Source organism: Streptomyces sp. NBC_01445, from assembly GCF_035918235.1.
Classification (GTDB): Bacteria; Actinomycetota; Actinomycetes; order Streptomycetales; family Streptomycetaceae; genus Streptomyces.
On the sequence record NZ_CP109485.1, the window covers coordinates 935,897 to 952,211 of the forward strand.

The window sequence follows — 16,315 nt, forward strand, 5'->3', positions numbered from 1 at the left end:
GTGTCATAGGTATATGAGGCCCACGCATGACCGTGAACCTTTCCCAGTTGAGGGCGTTCCTCGCCGTCGTCGACGCGGGCGGATTCAGCGCGGCGGCGGCCGAACTCGGTCTGAGCCAGTCGGCCGTGTCGCACGCGGTCGCGTCCCTGGAACGCGAGTTGACCGCGCCGCTGCTGGTGCGGGCCACTCCGGTGCGGACCACGGCGCTCGGCGAGCGGGTCGTGCCACACGCCCGGACAGCGGTGGCGGCGACCCGGTCCGTGGAGCAACTCGCGGCTGACGCCGCCACCATGACGGGCACGGTGCGCCTGGCCGCCACCCCGACGGTCTGCCAGGGCCTGATCCCCGGCCTGCTGCGGCACTGGGGCGAGGACCAGCCCCGCGTCACGGTCAGGGTCTTCGAAGGGGACAGCTCCGACATCGCCGGCTGGCTGGAGAACGGGACGGCCGATGCCGCCATCCTGATCGACCCTCCCCCGGGCCCGGGCATCCAGCTCGCCGCCGACGACTACCGCGCTGTGCTGCCCCTGGACCATCCCCTAGCCGGTGAGCCGGTCGTCGACATCCGCGACCTGGAGGACGATCCGTTCCTGATCTCGCCCAACGGCTGCGAGGACCGCATCCGGACGATCCACCGCCTCGCCGGGCTGAGGTTCACCCCCACGCACCGGGTACGGGATCTGGTAACCCTGATCAGCATGGTGCAGGCCGGTATCGGCGTGACCGTCCTGTCGGAGGTGTCCCGCTCCCTGATCCCGCCCGACCTCGCGCTGCTGCCGCTGCACCCCCAGACCTCACGGCGCCTCGTGCTGACCGGACCCCGGGCCCGCCCCTGGCAGCCGGCCGTCCGCACCTTGGCGGACTCCGCTTTGGACCATCTCGCCGCGGCCGGCGCCATGTCGGACACACGCACGACGTCAACTTGACCCGGTCCTAAAGGACTGGGCTTGGAGGTAGCGTCCAACTGGCTGCTGGGTGGGCTCCTCCGTCCAGTCACCCTTATGGGGTGGCAGGGACGCGTGACTCACGCCCCGCAGTCCACACAGCCTCGCCCTTGCGGGCGATGTTGTGGGAAGCGTTTTGGTCTGCGTGGGCAACGACCCCGCAGTTGAGGCAGGTGAACAGGGCTTGGCTTGCCCGGTTCTTCTTGTCGATGTGGCCGCACTCGCAGCACTGCTGCGAGGTGTAGGCGGGATCGACGAAGACCACGGGGACGCCGGCCCTGCGGGCCTTGTAGACGATGAAGTCTGCGAGCTGGGCAAAGGCCCAGGAGTGGAGCGCGACCCGTTGGGGCTTGCGGAGCCGTACCCTCTGCCGGATTCCCTTGAGTTCTTCCAGGGAGATCCCGGCCGAGGTGCGTTCAGCCTCGGTCACGATCGTCTTGGCGATGATGTGGTTCTGGTTCTTCGCGTGGCGCTGTTCGCGCCGGTTGCGCTTCTTCAACAGCCGCTTGGCGGACTTGGTGCCCTTGGCCTGGAGTTTCCTGCGCAGGTCGAGTTGCCGCTTGCGGTGGCGGTTCAGGCCGCGCCCGGCGGTTTTGTGGCCGGTGGATGTGGTGGCGATGTTGGCGATTCCAAGGTCTACGCCGATGAAGTGGTCGGGCTCGTACTGCTCAGCCTCGGGAACGTCACAGGTCGCGAGCAGGTAGAACACGCCGTCGCGTTCGATCAGGTCCGACTCGCCCTGCCGGTGGTCCCGGAGCGTCTTGAGTGCGTCAGGCGAGCAGGCAAAGCGGACGTTCTTGATGCGCCCAGCGGTTGTCCAGATGGACACGGTCTGCGCGTCGTACTGCCAGCTCAAACACCGGTCGTCATACGGTTGCGCGGCCTCGGGCCGAAACGTGATCGGCTTGGACTCCGCCTTGCGGCGACGCTGAGAGCCTTCCTTGCCGAGGTTCCCGGCACGGATGTTGGCCCTGAGGGTCGTGTAGGCGTCGCGGGTCTTCTTGATGATGTGCTGGGCGGCCTGCGCCCCCAGTCCCCGCGACCGCAGTTCACCGTAGGTGTGCTTGCGCAGCTCGTACTCACGCGGGACACCGTGCTCGAACGCCACCGCCGACACCCAGTTCGCGGCCTCGTTGACCGTGTGCAGCGTCACCGACAGCGCGGCGGCCTGCTCGGCCTCCGGCATCAACTTCACTTGCACGACGATCTTCACACGGGCGATCGTATCGACCTATGTCACCACACTGGGAGCCAAACCCCAATATTCGTAAGGGTCCCACGGTCGCTACACCCTCCACGCCCACTTGGTCTTCACACCCCAGTACCGGCGCGGACCGTTCACCGACGAGATCCTTCGACGCTGCGAGGAAGTCATGCGCGCCGTCTGCACCGACTTCGGCGCCCAGCTGCGGGAGTTCAAGGGCGAACACGATCACGTCCACCTCCTTGTGCACTACTCGCCCCAAGGTCGTCATTTCCCGACTCGTAGGCTCCCTCAAGGGCGTCTCCGCGCGCAGGATCCGTCAGGATTTCCCGGAGATATCCGCACGTACCTGTGGGGTGACCGCTTCTGGTCGCCCTCGTACTTTGCCGCCTCGTGCGCAGGCGCCCCCCTGTCGATCATCAAGAAGTACATCGAGAACCAGAGGCGCCCCGGCTGAGGCCAACCGTGCGGACCCGTGGGAACCTGCAGGTCACAGCAGTCCAGAGAAGCGCTTCCTCCGGGGCGTGAACGCCCGGGGTTCCGCGCTAGATCCTGCTGAAGAATTCCGTCGAAGCCACGGGCGGTTTTGCATACCGTGGCGCCATGACCCACGGGAAGACCTCATACGTGTGCCTGCCCTGCCGGGTCTCGTACAAGCAGCCCTACGACCGGGACAGGGAGCGGAGCTGTCCGCGCTGTGCCGAGCCGCTGATCCACGCAGGATCGGCCTTCGCCGCGCCGCGCCGCCGCGACACCGCCGCGTGGCGGACGCTCTCGGTTCTGCTGCACGCGGGCGTGGGTTTCCACAAGAGCTGCTGCGGCGGCCCGGGGTTCCGGCCCCGCGGTCTGCGTGAGGTGCGCGAGCGCCTTGCGTACGCCGAGCGGTCCGGTGAGCCGGTCGCCCGCGCGCTCAAGCGGTACGACGTGCCGTAGATCTGCGGGCCCGGTCGGCGCCGACGGGCGCCGTCGTCGTGCCGAGCGGCGTTGACGCAGCCGCGGGCGGCCACTGCGTCGGTGGTGAGTCGGCGAACTCCTGACCGGCCACGAGCTTGCCTATTGGTCACGCACTCAATAGCATCCCGGTATGCCGTCAAGCGTCCAGCACAAGCGAATTCGGAAGACGCCGGCCGCCCGACGTGCGGAGATCGTCGACGCGGTCGCCGCGGTCGCCCTCGCCGAAGGGCTCGAGTGCGTCACGCTGCGGCGGATCGGCGAGTGGCTCGGCGTCCGCCCCGGACTGATCAGCCACTACTTCCCCTCGGCGGACGACCTCGTGGCGGAGGCCTTCGGCAGCGCCTCCAGCGCCGAGCTCGACAGCCTCCTGCCCGCCGAGCGAGCCCAGGGGACGCCCACGCTGCACCTGGGATGGTTCTTCGCACGCGCGACGGGCACGTCCTACGACGACATCAGCCGCCTCTGGATCAACGCGCGCCACCTCAGCCGCTACCGACCCGTCCTGCGCGACCGGGTCGCCGAGCAGGAGGCGGCCTGGCGCGAGCGGCTCGCCGACCTGATCCGGCACGGCGTCGACCGGGGCGAATTCCGCACGGACGACCCATATGTGACGACCATTCAGATCCTGGTCGTACTCGACGGCCTCGGAGCGCACGCCAACACCGACACCAGCGGCCGTCCCGCCGCGGTGTCGCGCATGGCCGCCACGACGGCGGAACGCGAACTCGGCCTTCCGCACGGGACGCTCACCCGATCCGACGCGCCGATCACGGCGTCACCCACCGGCTAGGGTCCCGCGTCCCGGCCACCACCCACTGGCTGGGACCCGCGTCCCGGCCACCCCCACCCGCCCCTCAAGGAGCCGCTGTGCCCAGCCCTCTCGTCCTGCTCTCCGCCCGCCTGCTCGACCCGGTCACCGGCGCGTTCCTGCCGCAGACAGCCCTCGCCGTGTCCGGTGGCCGGATCTCCGCCCTGGGCGACGACCACGGCATACGTGAGCACGTGGACGCCTCGACCACGGTGATCGACCTCAAGGGCGCCGTGGTGACCCCGGGCCTGGTCGACGGGCATCTCCACCCCGTCTCGGGCGCCGAGCTGACGGGCGGCCTCGACCTGTCGGGCTGTGCCGGCGTGGAGGACGTGCGCACGGCACTCGCCGCCGAGGTGCGGAACCTGGCGCCGGGGGCGTGGCTGCACGGCTGGGGGCTCGACCCGAACGTCTTCGGTGACCGGCCCGTCGGGATCGCCCCCTTCGACTCCGTCCTCGACGGCGTACCGGCCCTTCTGCTGCTGTTCGACGCCCACTCCATGCTGGCCAGCCGGCGCGCGCTGGAACTGGCGGGCGTGGACGGCCCGCGCACCTTCGACCAGGCCTCCGCCGAAGTGGTCTGCGACGAGCAGGGCCGTCCCACCGGTCTGCTCCAGGAGGACGCCGCCTGCGAGCTCGTGGAACGCGTCGCCCCGCAGCCCACTCGGGAGGAACGCCGCGCACGGCTCGCCGCCACGCTGCGCGCCATGGCCGCCTCGGGGCTCACCGGCGGTCACGTCATGGACGCGAACGGCGACAGCCTCGCCCTGTTCTCCGAGCTCGACGCCGCCGGTGAGCTCGCGCTCCGGCTGCGGGTCGCGCCGTGGTGCCAGCCCGGCACCGACGCCGAAGGAGTACGGGCGCTCATCGAGCAGCAGGGCGCCGGCGGCGCGCTGTGGCGCACGGACGGCGTCAAGATCTTCATGGACGGCACCATCGACAACGGCACGGCCTGGCTGGAGCGCCCGGACTGCCACGGCGAGTCCACCCACGCCTTCTGGCCGGACCCCGAGGTCTACACGCGGATCATCGGCGAGCTGCACCGCGCCGGAGTGCCCACCGCCACCCATGCGATCGGCGACGCCGCCGTACGCCATGTCCTCGACGCCGTCGAGAAGGCGCAGGCCACCGGCGGGCGCGGAGCGCGCCACCGCGTCGAACACATCGAGACCGTGCCCGACGACACCCTGGGCCGGTTCGCCGCGCTCGGCGTCATCGCGTCCATGCAGCCCACCCACTGCTGCGACTTCACCCGGGCCGACCACACCGACAACTGGTCGCGCCGCCTCGGCGAGGAGCGCGCGTCGCGCGCCTGGCGCTGCCGCGATCTGCAGGACTCCGGCGCCACCGTGGTCCTCGGCTCCGACTGGCCGATCGCCCCGTATCCGCCGCTCGGGGTCATGGCCGGCGCGCGCCACCGCCGCCCGAGCCGCGACCTCACCCAGGACCCGCACGGACCTGAGCAGGCGCTCACGCCGCTGGAGGCGCTCCAGGGTCTGACGGTCAACGCGGCCTACGCGGCGGGCGAGGAGACCGAGGCCGGGCGGATCGCCGTCGGCTTCCGCGCCGACCTCACCGTTCTCGCCGACAACCCGCTCACCACGGCCGACACCGCGCTGCCGGACCTGCCGGTGCTGCTCACCGTCCTCGACGGCCGCCCCACGCACCGCGACGCGAGCCTGTAGTCGTCCACGGGTACGCGGCGCCGCTCACACCGGCTCCGCGTACCAGCGGCGATGGACGAACGGTTCCACCAGGAGCACCCCCACCGCCGCGACCGCCGCCACCGAGGCCGCCGGAAGCGAACCCCATGCGGCCGCGACCGCCCCGGCGAGCACCACCAGCGGACGCACCAGGGTCAGCGGCCCCAGGCCGACGACCACGGCGAGGGTGCCGGCCCGGAACGGGCCCCACAGGTAGCAGCCCAGGCTCAGTGCGACGATCACCGCGTACGACGCATAGCACAGGAGCATCCGTTGGGCGGCGGCGTCGAGTTCGGCATAGCGCGCGCCCCGGTCCGCCGCGGCGACGAGCAGCGTCACGGCGAGGGCCGCGCTCAGCAGCAGCGCCGGAGCGCTGACCGCGAGTCCGCGGCGGGCCGCGAGCAGCGCCCGTTTCGACTTACGGATGCGGCCGTCCCGTCCGGTGTAGGCACGGAACCCGGCGAACGCCGCGTCGACGAGCGCCAGAGCGGCGAGCAGGAAGGCGTTCACCCGGCGCCCTCCCCCGCCGAAGCCCCGTGGCGTGTCCCGCCCACGGTGTCCGCACGCCCGACCAGGCGGCCCGACGGTCCCGGTCCCAGCTCGGCCCGCAGCGGTGACAGCAGGTCCGGGCGTACGCCGATGACGGGGCGCAGGGTGGTGCAGAACGGGTTGCTGCGGCCCCGCGGTTCGTACACGAGCGGGGTCAGGCCGTCGGCGTGGGCGGCGGCCGCCAGCAGTGTCTCGTCGTCATGGGCGCGGCGGGCCGACATCACACCGTCGTGGCGGCCCAGCGGATCGCGCATCCGCGCCCGGTGGAAGACCCACGCGCCGATCGGGGCGAGACCGGTGGCGGCGATGTCGAAGTGGCAGAACGCGGCGGTGCCCGGCGTGGCCTGGGCGGCGAAGAAGTCGTCGAGGTCATCGCCCCGGAAGTGGTGCAGGACGCCCGTCGACACGTACACGGTGGCGGGCTCGTCGAGGGCGAACGCGTCACCCCGTACGAAACGGCAGGGCAGTGCCTCCGCGCGGGCGAGCCGCCCGGCCTCGGTGACCAGGGCCGCGTTGAAGTCCACGCCGACCAGGTCGACATCGGGGCCGAGGGCGCCCGACGCGGCCAGCCACCGCACGAGGTAGCCGAGGCCGCAGCCGACGTCGACCACCCGCAGAGGGCCGTCGGTCCGCCCGGCGGCGCGGATCACGGCGAGCAGCGGACGCAGGAGTTCGGCGATGCGGTCGCCGAGGCGCAGTTCCTCGCTGAGCCGCTGGAGCTCGGTGTGGACGGCGACGAGCCGGCGGTCCACGGCGAGCGGATCGAGGTTCCCTTCGTCGTCGCACGCCAGCCCGGCGGCGATACGGGCGCCACTGCGGTCACCCGCGGCGACGAGCCGCGCGACGACGTCGGCGCCCCGCACCGGCAGGCGTGCGCGCGTGCCGGGGTCGTGGTCCACGACCAGGTCGGATATCTCGATGAGCTGCACAGGGAGAAGGTACGTGGCTGGGGAGGCCGTCGGCGCCGCGCCCTGGGAGGCGGTGGTGGCGGCCCGGTGTCGCACCACGGCCGGACGGCCCCGCCCGCCCTCGGACGGACGGGGCCATCGCTCTCGCGGCTACCGCGGAACCATCTGATCGGACACCGCACCCGGCACCGGCGCGTAGCCGGTCGCCCGGCTGGTGAACGTGCCCCGGCCCTGGGTCCGGCCGCGCAACTGGGACGCGTAGCCGAAGAGTTCGGCCAGCGGCACCGTCGCCGTGACGACCGCGGTGCCCGCGCGCATCGCGGAGGCGGAGATCTGTCCGCGTCGCGCCGCCAGGTCCCCGAGCACCCCGCCCACGGCGTCCTCCGGCACGGTGGCCGTGACCTCGACGACCGGTTCCAGGAGCGCCATGACGCTCGCCCGGAAGGCCGCCCTGAGCGCGAAACGGCCCGCCGTACGGAACGCCATCGGCGAGGAGTCCTTGGGGTGCGTGGACCCGTCGGTGAGCGTGACCTGCACCCCGGTGACCCGATGGCCGCCGAGGGGGCCCTCGCTCAGGGCATCCCTGCACCCGGCCTCCACGGCCTGGACGTAGTCCCTCGGCAGCCGTCCGCCGGTGACGACCGACCGGAACACGAAGTCCGCCGCGCCGTCGCCCGTACCGTCCTGCGCCACCGGCAGCGGCCGTACGTCGATGACGACGTGCGCGAACTGGCCTGCTCCTCCCTCCTGTTTGACATGCCGGTACACCAGACCGGACACCCCGCGCGAGACCGTCTCCCGGTAGGCCACCTGCGGCCTGCCGACGCCGACCTCCAGACCGTGGGCCCGGCGGATCTTCTCCACCGCCACCTCCAGATGCAGTTCGCCCATGCCCGAAAGCACCGTCTGGCCGCTCTCGCGGTCCGTCCTGACGACGAGCGAGGGGTCCTCCTCGACGAGTCGTGCCAGCGCGGACACCAGCCGGGCGCTGTCGGCGTTCCTGTGTGCCTCGACCGCCACGGAGACGACCGGTTCGGCCACCGTGGGCGGTTCGAGGACGACAGGCGCGTCGGGTGCACACAGGGTCGCGCCGCTGCGGGCGGCCTTCACTCCGGCCACCGCGACGATGTCCCCGGCCACCGCGCGCTCCACCTCGGTGTGCCGGTCGGCCTGGACGCGCAGGATCCGGCCGATCCGCTCCGTACGCCGTGCGCCCGCATCCCGCACCGCCTCTCCCCTGTGAACCGTTCCCGAGTACACCCGCAGATAGGTCAGACGCCCGCGAGGAGTCGCCTGCACCTTGAACACCAGCGCGGCCAGCGGAGCCGCCGGATCGCAGGCCCGCTCCTGCTCGTCGTCGCCGACGGCACCGCGGACCGCGGGCACGTCGAGCGGTGACGGCAGGTAGGCGACGACTGCGTCCAGGAGCGGCTCGACACCGCGGTTGCGGTACGCCGATCCGCACAGCACGACGACGCCCTCACCACTGGACGTCAGATCCCGCAGCGCTCCTGCCAACGTCCCTGCGGACAGAGCCGATCCGTCGCAGAACTCCTCCAGCGCGCCGGGATGCAGCTGCGCCACCGTCTCCTCGAGGAGCCGCCTTCGCCGCCGCGCCTCCTCGCGCAGCTCTACCGGAACAGGCCCCTCCTCGTACGTGTCGCCGCCCTCGCGCCAGGTGAGAAGACGCATGCGGATCAGATCGACGACACCGGTGAACGCGTCCTCTCGGCCGACCGGCAGCTGGACCACCATCGGTACCGTGCCGAGACGCCGACGCATCGACTCGACCGCCGTGTCGAGGTCGGCACCGGCGCGGTCGAGCTTGTTCACGAAGGCGATGCGCGGCACACCGTGGCGGTCGGCCTGCCGCCAGACCGACTCGCTCTGCGGCTCGACGCCCGCGACGGCGTCGAACACCGCGATCGCGCCGTCCAGCACGCGCAGGGAGCGCTCGACCTCGTCGGCGAAGTCGACATGGCCCGGGGTGTCGATCAGGTTGATCCGGTGCCCGTCCCAGGCGCAGCTCACCGCCGCGGCGGAGATGGTGATGCCCCGCTCGCGTTCCTGGACGTCGAAGTCGGTGACGGTGGTGCCGTCGTGGACTTCGCCGCGTTTGTAAGTGGCGCCGGTGACGTAGAGGATCCGTTCGGTGACGGTGGTCTTGCCGGCGTCGACGTGGGCGAGGATGCCCACGTTGCGGACGGCGGTCAGGGGGTCGGTGTCATGACGGTGCAGGTCGGCACGCACGCCTGTGGCCTTTCAGGTGGTTCCACACAGAGGCAGCGCGATTACCGGACGGACAGCGCAACGGGCCCCGCCGAAGGGTCGGTTCGGAGTCGTGCGGACACGTGAGGTGTCAGATGTTCGTCGCGGTGGTCCGGTACCGGCCGCGCAGCCGGTGCCGGGCGCACCGAGACACCAGGATCACCTCGAACCGTGACCGGGGAACGACGACAGCGGTGCGGTGACGCACGGCCCGGCTCCCCTCACTTGTCACGGCGCGCGCTGCGACGAAGGGCAGCGGCGTGGATACGTGGCGAGTGTAGGGAACCGGGCCCGTGCCGGGCACCCGATTAAAAGCGCCCGGAGGCGCATCTCTCAGGGATGCATCCGTGCCCCCTTGAGGACCTTGTCGACGGCGCCCCGCGCGCCGTACACGGCCATGCCGACCAGGTCCAGCTGGTCGGCGGACACGGCCCGGACCGCCGCGCGGTTGTCCCGGTCGTTGCCCGTGCCGAACAGCTCCGCCGTGAACACCGCTGTCGGCAGCGCGCGGGACAGGGCGCGTCCGTGCGCCGTGGTCAGGGTCTGCTTCGACCCCTCGAAGACGAGCACCGGCTGGCGGAACATCGGCAGGTACGCGGTGGCGTCGGCGTCCTCGTACGGGGCTCCGACCACCTCGGGCGCCGCCGTACCGAGCCCGCTGACCAGGAACGCGGTCACGTTGAGCCGCTGCCAGGGCTCCAGGTCGTCGCGCAGCAGGACGGCGATCTTGGTGTCGAAGCGGACGGGCGCGCGGCCGGAAGGGTCATCCGCCCCGGCCGGGGTCGGCGTCGCAATGTCGGTGGGGATCTCGTCCATCGTTCTCATGCTTCGAGACTGCGCTGTCCACCCCGGTCAGGTCTTGTACGTTCCTTGCATGGTGCCCCGGCCGGAGATCTCCGCATGGCGCCCGCAGGTCGCGGGTGTCGTGGAGGTGTTCCACGCCCACTTCACCGAGCACGCGTACCCCATGCACGTCCACGACGCGTGGACGCTGCTGATCGTCGACGACGGCGCGGTGCGCTACCACCTGGACCGCCACGAGCGCGGCACGCCGAACGACACCGTCAGCCTGCTCCCGCCGCGTGTCCCGCACAACGGGTCACCCGCCACCGCACACGGCTTCCGCAAGCGCGTCCTCTACCTCGACATGACGCAGCTCGACGAGTCCTTCATCGGCGCGGCGGTGGACGGGCCCGACCTCACCGACCCCGTCCTGCGCACCCGAGTCGGTCAACTCCACAGCGCGCTCGAGCACCGGGGCGACGAGTTCGAGGCGCAGAGCCGCCTCGCCCTGATCGGTGAACGGCTGCGCACCCACCTGCGTCCCGGTTCCCCCGACACCGAGCGGCCCCACCGGGGCGTCGCCCACGACCTGCGGGACCTACTGGACGCGCGGCTCCTGGACGGCATCGCCCTGGACGAGGCGGCGCGCCTCGTCCACGCCCACCCGACCCATCTCGTACGCGCCTTCAGCGGCGCCTTCGGCATCCCGCCGCACCAGTACGTGATGTCCCGCCGCGTCGATCTGGCCCGCCGCCTGCTCCTCGGCGGGCAGCCGCCGGGCGAGGTGGCGACCGCCGCCGGGTTCTACGACCAGTCGCACCTCACCCGGCACTTCAAGCGGGTCCTCGGCATCACCCCGGGCCGCTACGCCCGCACCGCACGCTGAGCGCTTCGGGTGCTTTTAGCGGGTGTTGTACACGTTCGCGGAACCACTTCCCCCTACCGTCGTTGCACGGATGCCGCCGGGCGCCGAGGCCGGGCCGCGACAAGACCCTGGGAGTGTGCGTGAAGGTTGTCTGTGTCGGTGGAGGACCCGCCACCCTGTACTTCTCGATCCTGCTGAAGCTTCAGGCCCCGTCGCACGACATCACCGTCTTCGAGCGGAACCCGGCCGGCTCCACCTACGGCTGGGGCGTCACCTACTGGCCGGACATGCTGGAGCGGCTCAGGCGCCACGACCCGGACTCCGCGTCCGCGATCAGCGACGGGTCGCTCCGCTGGCGCGACGGGGTCGCCCACGTCGGGCAGCGCACCACGACCCACGAGGGCGACGAGGGCTTCGCCATCGGCCGGCACAGGCTCCTCGACATCCTCGCCCGCCGCGCGGAGTTCCTCGGCGTCGCCATCGAGTACGGCCACGAGATCCAGGACCGCGAGCAACTGCCCGAGGCCGACCTGGTCGTGGCCGGCGACGGCGCCAACAGCCGGATGCGCGAACGCCACGCCGGCCACTTCGGCACGCAGACCACCCTGGGCAGCAACCCGTACCTCTGGCTCGGCACGACCAAGGTGTTCCGCTGCTTCACGTTCGCCTTCGCGGAAACCGAGCACGGATGGATCTGGTGTTACGCGTACGGGTACAGCGGCGAGCACAGCACCTGCGTCGTCGAGTGCTCCAAGGCGACCTGGCAGGGCCTCGAACTCGACCGCCTGCCCCAGCCCCAGGCCCTGCGCCGCCTGGAGGGAATCTTCGCGTCGCTCCTCGACGGCCACGCCCTCATCGGCCGCAGCGACCACGACGGCCCGGCCCCCTGGCAGACCTTCCGCACCCTCACCAACCGGACCTGGTCGCACGGCAATCTGGTGCTGCTCGGCGACGCCGCGCACACCACGCACTACTCCATCGGCGCGGGCACGACGCTCGCGATGCAGGACGCGATGGTGCTGGCGAGCTCCCTGGCCGAAGCGAAGACGATCCGGCCGGCGCTCTCCCTCTACGAGCACACCCGCAAGAGCGAGCTGCTGTCCGTGCAGAGCGCCGCCCGGCACAGCGCCCAGTGGTACGAGAACCTCCCCCGCTACATCCAGCTCCCGCCGGCCCACATGTTCGCCCTGCTCGGCCAGCGGCACTCCCCGCTGCTCCCCCACATCCCGCCCCAGCTCTACTACCGGATCGACCGGGCCGCCGACCAGTTGCAGTCGTTGCGCAGACTCAAGCAGTGGCTGGGCCCCCGTCTCGCCCGCACCCTTCAGCACCGCAACTCCGCGCGAGGGTAAGGCACTTCAGGTCAGAGCCGGATGATCACAACGGCCGTGTCGTCGACATTGCCGCCGCGCGGGATCACTTCGGCGAGGACGGTGTCGGCGAGGCGCTCCGCGTCCGCCGACGCGTGGCGGGTCAGGCACTCGGCGAGGCGGTTCAGGCCCGTGTCGATGTCCTCGCGGCGCCGCTCGACCAGGCCGTCGGTGTAGAGGACGAGCGCTGCCCCGTCCTCGAAGGCGATCTCGGCCTCCGGCCTGGGGGCGGGTTCGGGGCGGGCACCGAGCGGCGGGTCCGTCGCCCGGTCGAGGAACTCCACGGTGCCGTCGGTGTGGAGCAGCGCGGGCGGAAGGTGGCCCGCGCTGCTGTAGGCGATGGTGTGGTGGTCGTAGTCGATGACCACCTGCGCCGCGGTGGTGGACTCGGCGCCCTCGACCGAACGGGCGTAGAGGCCGAGCGCGTCGAGCGCGGCCGCGGGGCCGTCGGCCACCCGCACGGCGGCGCTCAGGGCGCTGCGGAGCTGGCCCATGACGCCGGCCGCGTGCAGTCCGTGGCCGACGACGTCACCCACGGCCACGGCGAGCCGGTTGTGTGGCAGTTCGGCCAGGTCGTACCAGTCGCCGCACACGTTCAGGGCGCCCACGGCCGGCCGGTAGCGTACAGCCGCCCGGCCACCGCCGACGCGTTCCGACACCGGCAGCATCGCGGACTGGAGAGTCAGGGCGACCTCGCGTTCGCGGGCGTGGGCCTGGCGCAGCCGCTCGTTGACCTCCTGAAGTTCCCTGGCGCGGGTGTAGAGCTCCGCCTCCAGCACCCTGGCCCGGTCGCCGTCTCGGCCGCCCCTGGCGCGGATCAGCTCGGTGACCTCCTCCACCCGGTGCAGCAGCAGCACGACACTGCCGTCCGGGCCGAAGACAGGGGCGTTGACGGGGCTCCAGTACCGCTCCTCCCACTGGCCGGGCCGGTCGTGGTACTCGACGTCGTAACGCTGCAGAGCCATGCTGTCGCGTTCCCCGGTGGCCGCCACCCTCCGCAGGGACACCTCCAGGTTGCGCATGCCGGTCGCCGCGCCGTCGTTGGGGTTGTCGGGGAAGACGTCGAACAGGTAGCGGCCGACGAGCTGTTCACGGGCGCGCCCCGACATCTGGCAGAACGCCTCGTTGGCATCCGCGTACACGAGGTCGGGCCTGAGCAGTGCGACCGAGCCGGGCAGCGCCTGGAACACCTGCTCGTAGTCGATTCCGGAATCCCTCACGACGCGTCCCGCCTCCCTGCGTGTGCCGGCCCTGCGGCGACGGGTGCCGGGCCACCTCGCGGTCGAACGACCACAGGGTGTCCCAGCCGCAGGGGCCGGAGCTCCAATTACGTCATCGGCGGCGTGTCCGATGGGCGGACCGCCGGGCCGCCGTCAGTGGTGCCAGGCGCGCCCGCCCGTGTTGTGGATGAAGCGCTGAAGCACCTTGAGGGTGGTCAGATACTCCTCGTCCGAGACGCCCGCGTGCCGCTCGGACCACAACTCACCCTGTAGCGCGGCCAGTTCGTCGAAGAAGTCCTTACCCGCCGCCGTGAGCGAGAGCCGCCCCGCAGCATCCTCGGTGAGCCAGCCGCGGGCGATCGTCGCGTCGATCTCCTCCGCCAGGACGATCTCCCCCACGTCGAGGTAACCGCTGAGGGTTTCGGACACCTCACCTCGCGTTTTGACGTGCTCGGCCCGTGCGACCTGCGCGAGGACCCACCACTGCGGCTGGGTGGTGCCCTTCTCCGCGAGGGCACCCCTGGTGCGGGTGACGACGGCCTTGTAGGCGGCCCAGGCCCAGTAGCCGATGGGCTGCTCGATCAGTTCCGCGTCGTTGTGCGAGTACTCCATGACTGGTTCGCTCCGTCCGGTGCGCACGATCCTTCGGCACTCCCGAGCCTAGAAACTCAACCACACTTGAGGTCCAGGGCCCGCGGCGCAGAAGAGCGCCGCGATTTCGGATCGCGCGCGGCGGCCGTGCCCTGGCACCCTGCTCTCATGAGCGATGCGGAAGTGCTACTCCTCGGTGGAAGGGCCGGCGTCGGCAAGACGACCGTGGGCTGGGAGGTGTCGGCCCTCCTGCGCTCCAAGGAGGTGTCGCACGCCGTGATCGAGGGCGACTTCATGGGTCAGGTGCATCCGGCGCCGCAGGGCGACCCGCACCGGGCCGGAGTCACCGAGGACAATCTGACGGCCGTGTGGGGCAACTTCGCCCGCCGCGGCTACCGCCGCCTCATCTACACGAACACGGTGAGCGTGCTGCCCGAGACGGCCGGCATGTTCGAACGCGCGATGGGAGCGGGCGTCCGGATCGTACGGGTCCTGCTCACCGCCTCCGACGCCACGGCCGGAGAGCGGCTGGCCGCCCGGGAGCTCGGCTCGGAGCTGGAGACGGAGCTGCGGGGCAGCGCCCGCAAGGCGCGGCTCCTGGACGAGCGGGCACCCACGGACACCGTGCGGGTCGCGACCGACGGGCGGACGGTCACCGACATCGCCCACGAGGTGCTGGCGGCAACCGGCTGGGCCGACCGGCCGCCTGTCACCGGGTGGACCTAGGGCCTTTGGTTTGGATCAGGCCGGATCAGGGAGCGGGGTCACGGGGGTCCCTCCCTGCTCGAGCGCAGCCGAGAGCTTGGGGGAGTCGGCGACTGACGACAACGCCGCGAGGTGCGGTGCCAGGCCTCGCGAGCCCGGCATGCCGAACGAGAGGCCCTAGCCCGCCGTGCCCGAGCGGGCCAGCCAGCGTCCCCCGTGGCGTGACACCTCGATGGGGCGGCCGAAGCACTCCGTCATCCGGGCGGCCGTCAGCACCTCGTCGGCCCGGCCCCCGGCAAGAACGCGGCCGTCACGCAGGAGCAGCACGTGGCCGATCGCCAGCGACAGCTCCTCCAGGTGGTGGGTGACGGTGATGGTCGCCAACTCCCTGCGCCCCTCGGCGAGTTGACGCATCGTGTCGATGAGGTCCTCGCGCGAGGGCAGATCGAGCGCGTTGAAGGGCTCGTCGAGCAGGAGCAGGGACGGGTCCGCCATCAGCGCGCGGGCGATGAGAATACGGGCCCGCTGGCCGCCGGAGCAGACGCCGTAGGGCCGGTCGGCGAGTTCCTTGATGTCGAGTTCGGCCAGGAGCATGTGCGCGCGCTCGCGCACGTCGGCGTCGTACTTGCGCCACAGCGGTTGCACGGTGCCGGTGTGCCCGGTGAGGACGACGGCGTGCCCGGTGAGGTCCTGCGGCACGCGCTGCGCGCTCGACACCAGGCCGACGTGCGCGCGAAGTTCGCGTACGTCGACCTTGCCGAGGCGGTGGCCGAGGACCTCGACGGTGCCGGTGGTGGGGTGCATCAGGGCGCCGATGAGGCGGAGCACGCTGGTCTTGCCGGCGCCGTTGGCACCGAGCAGGGCCCAGTGTTCGCCCGAGCGCACCGTCCAGTCGATGTCGTCGAGGATGACCTGGCCCGTCGTGAACCTGCGCACGCAGGCCCCGTCGAGGGCGGCGACGATCCGTCCGATGCTCACTGACGCCTCCTGTCGAATGGACCGGCACAGGGTAGCTGCACACGGCATTCAAACGCGGAGATGTCCAGTTCGTGGACCTCGGTGGGTGGTCAGGGGCTCTTGACGGTGGCGGGCGGTGCTTCCGCGTCGCCCTCTGCGGCGAGGTGCGGCAGGATGGCGGCCCGCCGTACTCCACGTCGGCGCCCGCTACGCGCAAGGGCTTCTCGTTCCGCAGAGGTGTGCCGGGCCCGGCCCCGCCGTCGACGCGCCGTGCCGGGGGCGGCAGCGGGTTCTGGGCGGACAGGACGTGCGGCAGCTTGCCCAGAGAGGTGACGGCGGAGGAGATCTGGCTGCTGAAGCCGGTGAGCGCCTTGGACCCGTCGTGCAGGACCACCTGAGAGCTGTAGCCGACCGCCGCCGGCTAGCGCTCCCTGAGTACGTCGAGGCCTCCCGCGACTGGGTGCCAGGGAGAAGTGGCCGGTGGCC

The 16,315-nt window shown here is 71.5% G+C and carries 16 protein-coding genes and 1 pseudogene; 8 read left to right on the top strand and 9 right to left on the bottom strand.

Going from position 1 to position 16,315, the window contains the following annotated elements:
* The first annotated feature begins 26 nt into the window (after positions 1-26).
* On the top strand, positions 27-926 hold the full coding sequence (locus OG574_RS04605; RefSeq protein ID WP_326771984.1) for a LysR family transcriptional regulator: 900 nt from the start codon (positions 27-29) through the stop codon (positions 924-926).
* A gap of 73 nt (positions 927-999) precedes the next feature.
* Here OG574_RS04605 and OG574_RS04610 read toward each other — a convergent pair whose 3' ends face one another.
* Positions 1,000-2,157: an RNA-guided endonuclease InsQ/TnpB family protein gene (locus OG574_RS04610; RefSeq protein ID WP_442816791.1), complete on the bottom strand. Its 1,158-nt coding sequence runs from the start codon at positions 2,155-2,157 to the stop codon at positions 1,000-1,002.
* A gap of 91 nt (positions 2,158-2,248) precedes the next feature.
* Between OG574_RS04610 and tnpA the strand changes: the two genes are divergently transcribed.
* From tnpA to OG574_RS04630, 4 genes are all read left to right on the top strand, one after another.
* The gene (gene tnpA, locus OG574_RS04615) at positions 2,249-2,605 is read left to right on the top strand and encodes an IS200/IS605 family transposase (RefSeq protein ID WP_326771985.1); all 357 of its coding nucleotides are present in this window, start codon (positions 2,249-2,251) and stop codon (positions 2,603-2,605) included.
* 146 nt (positions 2,606-2,751) lie between these two features.
* The gene (locus OG574_RS04620; RefSeq protein WP_326771986.1) at positions 2,752-3,081 is read left to right on the top strand and encodes a deoxyxylulose-5-phosphate synthase; all 330 of its coding nucleotides are present in this window, start codon (positions 2,752-2,754) and stop codon (positions 3,079-3,081) included.
* Between the two features lie 151 nt (positions 3,082-3,232).
* Positions 3,233-3,892, top strand: coding sequence for a TetR/AcrR family transcriptional regulator (locus OG574_RS04625; protein WP_326771987.1), 660 nt, complete (start codon positions 3,233-3,235; stop codon positions 3,890-3,892).
* Between the two features lie 77 nt (positions 3,893-3,969).
* Complete coding sequence (locus OG574_RS04630; protein WP_326771988.1) at positions 3,970-5,595, top strand: amidohydrolase; 1,626 nt, start codon at positions 3,970-3,972, stop codon at positions 5,593-5,595.
* A 24-nt stretch (positions 5,596-5,619) separates the two neighbouring features.
* Here the strand turns inward: OG574_RS04630 and OG574_RS04635 are convergent, their stop codons facing one another.
* From OG574_RS04635 to OG574_RS04650, 4 genes are all read right to left on the bottom strand, one after another.
* The gene (locus tag OG574_RS04635) at positions 5,620-6,123 is read right to left on the bottom strand and encodes a hypothetical protein (RefSeq protein WP_326771989.1); all 504 of its coding nucleotides are present in this window, start codon (positions 6,121-6,123) and stop codon (positions 5,620-5,622) included.
* Positions 6,120-7,091 carry a class I SAM-dependent methyltransferase gene (locus tag OG574_RS04640; protein WP_326771990.1) on the bottom strand — a complete coding sequence of 324 codons (972 nt, stop codon included), beginning with the start codon at positions 7,089-7,091 and terminating at the stop codon, positions 6,120-6,122. Before OG574_RS04640 ends, OG574_RS04635 begins: the two co-directional genes overlap by 4 nt.
* 129 nt (positions 7,092-7,220) lie before the next feature.
* The gene (gene fusA / locus OG574_RS04645) at positions 7,221-9,320 is read right to left on the bottom strand and encodes an elongation factor G (RefSeq protein ID WP_326771991.1); all 2,100 of its coding nucleotides are present in this window, start codon (positions 9,318-9,320) and stop codon (positions 7,221-7,223) included.
* A 351-nt stretch (positions 9,321-9,671) separates the two neighbouring features.
* A complete protein-coding gene (locus tag OG574_RS04650) occupies positions 9,672-10,154 on the bottom strand; it encodes a DUF2000 domain-containing protein (protein ID WP_326778361.1) in 483 nt (160 codons plus the stop codon).
* A gap of 58 nt (positions 10,155-10,212) precedes the next feature.
* Between OG574_RS04650 and OG574_RS04655 the strand changes: the two genes are divergently transcribed.
* Positions 10,213-11,007, top strand: a complete 795-nt coding sequence (locus tag OG574_RS04655; RefSeq protein WP_326771992.1) for a helix-turn-helix transcriptional regulator — start codon at positions 10,213-10,215, stop codon at positions 11,005-11,007.
* Between the two features lie 119 nt (positions 11,008-11,126).
* The gene (locus OG574_RS04660; protein WP_326771993.1) at positions 11,127-12,338 is read left to right on the top strand and encodes an FAD-dependent monooxygenase; all 1,212 of its coding nucleotides are present in this window, start codon (positions 11,127-11,129) and stop codon (positions 12,336-12,338) included.
* 11 nt (positions 12,339-12,349) lie between these two features.
* On the opposite strand, the gene OG574_RS04665 is transcribed toward OG574_RS04660, so the two are convergent.
* Both OG574_RS04665 and OG574_RS04670 read right to left on the bottom strand, forming a co-directional pair.
* Positions 12,350-13,576 carry a PP2C family protein-serine/threonine phosphatase gene (locus OG574_RS04665; protein WP_326771994.1) on the bottom strand — a complete coding sequence of 409 codons (1,227 nt, stop codon included), beginning with the start codon at positions 13,574-13,576 and terminating at the stop codon, positions 12,350-12,352.
* A 153-nt stretch (positions 13,577-13,729) separates the two neighbouring features.
* Entirely contained in the window at positions 13,730-14,188 is a 459-nt protein-coding gene (locus OG574_RS04670) for a MarR family winged helix-turn-helix transcriptional regulator (RefSeq protein ID WP_326771995.1), read from the bottom strand.
* A 147-nt stretch (positions 14,189-14,335) separates the two neighbouring features.
* On the opposite strand from OG574_RS04670, the gene OG574_RS04675 reads away from it, so the two are divergent.
* Positions 14,336-14,893: an AAA family ATPase gene (locus tag OG574_RS04675; RefSeq protein ID WP_326771996.1), complete on the top strand. Its 558-nt coding sequence runs from the start codon at positions 14,336-14,338 to the stop codon at positions 14,891-14,893.
* 156 nt (positions 14,894-15,049) lie between these two features.
* Here OG574_RS04675 and OG574_RS04680 read toward each other — a convergent pair whose 3' ends face one another.
* Together OG574_RS04680 and OG574_RS52660 are read right to left on the bottom strand one after the other, a co-directional pair.
* Positions 15,050-15,850: an ABC transporter ATP-binding protein gene (locus OG574_RS04680; RefSeq protein WP_326771997.1), complete on the bottom strand. Its 801-nt coding sequence runs from the start codon at positions 15,848-15,850 to the stop codon at positions 15,050-15,052.
* Positions 15,851-16,099: 249 nt separating this feature from the next.
* A pseudogene (locus tag OG574_RS52660) lies at positions 16,100-16,300 on the bottom strand (hypothetical protein); the annotation flags it as partial.
* Positions 16,301-16,315: the final 15 nt, after the last annotated feature.

Coding starts and splice junctions, on each gene's coding strand:
- OG574_RS04620 (WP_326771986.1), top strand. CDS start 2,752: ATGACCCACGGGAAGACCTCATACGTGTGCCTGCCCTGCCGGGTCTCG.
- OG574_RS04670 (WP_326771995.1), bottom strand. CDS start 14,188: ATGGAGTACTCGCACAACGACGCGGAACTGATCGAGCAGCCCATCGGC.
- OG574_RS04625 (WP_326771987.1), top strand. CDS start 3,233: ATGCCGTCAAGCGTCCAGCACAAGCGAATTCGGAAGACGCCGGCCGCC.
- OG574_RS04655 (WP_326771992.1), top strand. CDS start 10,213: ATGGTGCCCCGGCCGGAGATCTCCGCATGGCGCCCGCAGGTCGCGGGT.
- OG574_RS04650 (WP_326778361.1), bottom strand. CDS start 10,154: ATGGACGAGATCCCCACCGACATTGCGACGCCGACCCCGGCCGGGGCG.
- OG574_RS04675 (WP_326771996.1), top strand. CDS start 14,336: ATGAGCGATGCGGAAGTGCTACTCCTCGGTGGAAGGGCCGGCGTCGGC.
- OG574_RS04605 (WP_326771984.1), top strand. CDS start 27: ATGACCGTGAACCTTTCCCAGTTGAGGGCGTTCCTCGCCGTCGTCGAC.